Raw genomic sequence first — 4,210 nt, forward strand, 5'->3', positions numbered from 1 at the left:
AAGCCCACCCAGCCCCGGCTTCCCGGCGTGGGGCTGGAGAAGCTCTTCACCCTGCGGACTGTGGAGGATACCTTCCGCATCAAGGACTACATCCGGCAAAATCATCCCAGGTCCGCTGTGCTGGCGGGAGGCGGCTTCATCGGCCTGGAGCTGGCGGAAAACCTGCGGGAGCTGGGGATGGAGGTCACCATCGTCCAGCGGCCAAAGCAGCTCATGAACCCCTTTGACCCGGATATGGCGGCCTTTATCCACAGCGAAGTGCGTGCCAACGGCGTGAAGCTGGCCCTGGGGTACACCGTGGAGGGCTTCCAGGAGCGGGACGGCGGCGTGGACGTGCTGCTGAAGGACAGCGCCCCGCTCCACGCCGATATGGTCGTGCTGGCCATCGGGGTCACCCCGGACACCGCTCTTGCGAAGGAGGCGGGGCTGGAGCTGGGACTCAAGGGCAGCATCGTGGTCAACAGCCGGATGGAAACCTCCCTCCCGGACATCTATGCCGTGGGGGACGCCGTGCAGGTCCGGCANTCCGTCACCGGGCAGGACGTCCTGCTCTCGCTGGCCGGCCCCGCCAATAAACAGGGCCGCATCGCGGCGGACAACATCTGCGGCGGGGACAGCCGCTATCTCGGAAGCCAGGGCAGCTCCGTCCTCAAGGTCTTCGGCATGACGGCGGCGGTCACCGGCGTCAGCGAAACCAACGCCAAAAAGGCGGGCCTGGACGCGGACGCGGTGGTTCTCTCGCCCATGAGCCACGCGGGCTACTATCCCGGCGGGAAGCTGATGACCATGAAGGTGATCTTTGAAAAGGAGACCTTCCGCCTCCTGGGGGCCCAGATCGTGGGTTATGAGGGCGTGGACAAGCGAATCGACGTACTGGCCGCGGCCATTCACGCCGGGCTGACGGCCATCCGGCTGAAGGACCTGGACCTGGCCTACGCGCCGCCCTACTCCTCCGCCAAGGACCCCGTGAACATGGCGGGCTTCCTCATCGAAAACCTCGNCAAGGGCGTTGTGAAGCAGTTCCGTATCGAAGACGTGGGCGGCCTGCCCCGGGACGGCAGCGTAACGCTGCTGGACGCCCGGACCCCCCAGGAATACGCGGCGGGGCATATTGAGGGCTTCCGGAATATCCCCGTGGACGAACTGCGGCAGCGGCTGGGAGAGATCGCGCCCGGCAAGCCGGTCTATGTGATCTGCCAGAGCGGCCTGCGCAGCTACATCGCCTGCCGCATCCTGGCCGGGCACGGCTATGAGGCCCACAATTTCTCCGGCGGCTTCCGGTTCTACGACGCGGTGTCCAACGACCGCCGTCTCATCGAATCGGCGACGGCCTGCGGCATGGATCAGTAGCCGGAAAACTCCCCTCTCCAAGCCTCATGAAAGCTTGAAGAGGGGAGTTTTCACGCGTCCCGCAGAGCCGTCAGCTTTTTTTCGTTCAGGAGCTCCACCGTGCCCCGGGACAGCCTGACCATCCCTTCCTCCTGTAAATAGCGGAGCATCCGGGTGACGACCTCCCGGTGGGTCCCCAGGTGGTTGGCGATGGTCTCGTGGGTGATGGAAAGCCGGTTCGCCCCCTCAATGGCGGACTCCTCCAGCAAGAAGGCGGCCACCCGCCTGTCCATGCTGTTCCACATAACCTGCTCCATCAGCCACATGACCTCTGAAAACCGGGCGGCCATGATCTCGTTGGTGTAGTTGGCCGCGGCGGCGGACTGCTCCATGATCCGCTTATAAATGTCCGCGGGAATGATCCACAGTTCGGTATCCTTCTCCGCCGTAATGGTCACGTCAAATTGAATGCTCCGCATTATGCAGGAGGCGGAGAACAGGCAGAGATCCCGGTCAAACAGCCGGTAGAGGGTGACCTCCCGCCCCTCCTTGGAGAGGATAAACGCCCGGAGCTGGCCGGACTTCACCAGCAGCAGCCCGGTGCAGTCCGCGCCGCCGCCGTGGAGGACGGTCCCTGTCTTCACGGTACGGGCGGTCAGGNTNCCGGANAGGAGTTCCCGCTGCCCGGGAGTCAGCTGATTCCATATGGGAACATATTCGGAAAATTCCATCAGGTTCTCTCCTTCCGTCGGCTTGCTCTTAGTATAAAGCCTCCGATGGCATCTGTCAAAGCCTATGAGGTGCCGGCAGGTTTTAGCCGCCGAATGCCGGCGTGTTTTTCAATCGCGGCAGTCTTTGCTGATATTGCTGAATCCCAAAATTCACAAAGTAATACAGAAAAACCTAAAACCGCCTTTCCCGGCGGTTTTAGGTTTTCTTACCTTCAAGAACCCGGCGGTTCCGCAGGCGCGGCCCCTCCGTCCTCTTTCAGATGGATTGCGCACTGTCCCAAGGCATAGAAGGGCTCCGCCGCCGTGGGGGCCAGGCCCTCCACCACCTTCGCCTGGGTCAGCACGGAGGTGGACTTGAAGCACACCGGCAGGATGGGGGCCTGGTCCTTCAAATGGGCGCACAGGGCCCGCATGGCCGCCGTCCGGTCCTGGGCCCCCGCCAGCTCCGCCAGGAGGCGGCTGGTGTCCGGGTTGGACCAATGGCCGTAATTCAGCCTTCCCCCGGGTTCCAGGAGGCTCCCCAAATCCCAGTCGGCGGTAAGGCGGGCCTCGCCGTAGTACAAATCAAAGTCCCCGGCGGCCAGGGCGGCGGCGTACTCCTCCCAGGGCAGGACCCGGACCTCCACCGGCACGCCTCCGGAGGTCCAGCTCTCCGCCAGGTGGGCGGCGATGGCCTTTTTAAAGCCGTTCTCCTCGTTGACCAGCAGGGTCAAAGGCCGTTCGGACACATAGCCGCTCTCCGCCACGGCGGCGGTAAAGCCGTCCACGGAATAGTCCTCCTCCAGCGCCGCCGGGTACAGGGACGAAACCGGGGACACCGGGAAAGCGGCGGGCTTCCCGTGGCCGGAGAGATAGGCGCCGGCCACATTGCCCCGCTCGATTCCCGCCGACAGGGCCCGCCGCAAGGCGGGACTGTCCAGAGGCGCCCGGGCGGTGTTGCAGCCTATATACTGCATGACCGGGGTGTCCGCGTCCGCGCAGCCCACGCTGCCGGTGGTGCTCACCGGCAGCACGCCGGTGAGGTCCGCCGTAATCAGCTGGACCTCGTGGGAGGAAAAGCGGTAGAGCATGGCGTCGTCGTCCGCCGCTTCCACCAGGGCAATCCGGTCCACCGGCTGGCTCTCCCCCTTCCACCATGCCTGATTGGCGATAAGATAGGCCCCGGTTTCCTCCTCCGCGTAGNAATAGGGCCCCGTACCGACGGGAGCCGCGCTCTCCTGGGTCCCGGATTTCACGACGGGCACGTCCAGCAGGGCCGGAAGGGCGGAGTTGGGGCTGTTCAGCGTAACGGTCACACTGTCCCCGTTGGCGCTGACGGAAGCGACGCCGGAGAGGCGGCTCCGGTAGCGGTCGGAGGTCCTGGCCCGCTCCAGGGACGCTTTCACATCCCGGCCCGTCAGGGGCGATCCGTCGGAGAACTCCACTCCGGGGCGGAGCTCGAAGGTATAGCGGAGGGCGGCCTCGTCGTGGGTATAGCTGATGCACAGGCAGGGCTGGGGCTCGAAGCTCCCGTCCAGCCGAAACAGTCCCTCATACAGAAGCGACCCCGCCGTCTGCTGCATCCCGTCGGCGCAGTCCATTGGGTCCAGGGTCCGCCCCGGCATATAGGGCAGGGCGNACCGCTCCGGCAGGACAGAATCCTTCTGCTTCTCCGGCTCTTCCGCCTCAAAGGGAGGCAGCGCGTCCTCCGGCTCCTCCGGGGGCTCCTCCTGCCAGCAGCCCGTCAGCAGACAGGCCACCGCCAGCGCGATGGCCATAATCTTCGATAGCTTCATAAAACCGATCCTATTTTCCTCCGGCCATAATGGCCCCGCACTGAACGCCCCGGGCCTCCCCCAGCTTCCGGTGGGACCAGAACAGGTCCCGGCGGCAGGCGGTGCAGAGGCCGGAGGCCTCTATACGCTCCGGCGGCAGGCCCGCCCGCAGCAGCCATTGGCGGTTCAGCCCCTCCAGGTCCACATGCCACTTGGGGCCCCGTTTTTCCAGATAAGCCTCCGCGTCCTTCCCCAGGGCTTCCCGCATGGCGGCGGGAACGTCCCCGTCGCTTTCAAAGCAGCACTGCCCGATGCAGGGCCCCAGGGCCGCTTGCAGCCGCTCCGGCCTGGACCCATAACGGCGGACCATCTCCCGGACCGTCTTCTCCACAATAC

4 protein-coding genes are annotated in these 4,210 nt (G+C 65.0%); 1 reads left to right on the top strand and 3 read right to left on the bottom strand.

What is annotated here, in order from left to right; translation table 11 throughout:
• Positions 1-1,350, top strand: a 1,350-nt coding sequence (locus tag JX325_RS13155) for an FAD-dependent oxidoreductase (RefSeq protein WP_204791559.1), incomplete at its 5' end; no start/stop codon positions are given.
• A 50-nt stretch (positions 1,351-1,400) separates the two neighbouring features.
• Here JX325_RS13155 and JX325_RS13160 read toward each other — a convergent pair.
• The 3 genes from JX325_RS13160 to JX325_RS13170 all read right to left on the bottom strand — a co-directional run.
• Positions 1,401-2,060 (bottom strand): Crp/Fnr family transcriptional regulator, encoded by a 660-nt coding sequence (locus JX325_RS13160; RefSeq protein ID WP_204791560.1) that lies wholly within the window; start codon positions 2,058-2,060, stop codon positions 1,401-1,403.
• Between the two features lie 212 nt (positions 2,061-2,272).
• On the bottom strand, positions 2,273-3,835 hold the full coding sequence (locus JX325_RS13165; protein WP_204791561.1) for an ABC transporter substrate-binding protein: 1,563 nt from the start codon (positions 3,833-3,835) through the stop codon (positions 2,273-2,275).
• 10 nt (positions 3,836-3,845) lie between these two features.
• Positions 3,846-4,210, bottom strand: a 365-nt coding sequence (locus tag JX325_RS13170) for a laccase domain-containing protein (protein WP_204791562.1), incomplete at its 5' end; no start/stop codon positions are given.

Origin of the sequence: Oscillibacter sp. CU971, from assembly GCF_905219725.1 — a bacterium.
Classification (GTDB): domain Bacteria; phylum Bacillota; class Clostridia; order Oscillospirales; family Oscillospiraceae; genus Oscillibacter.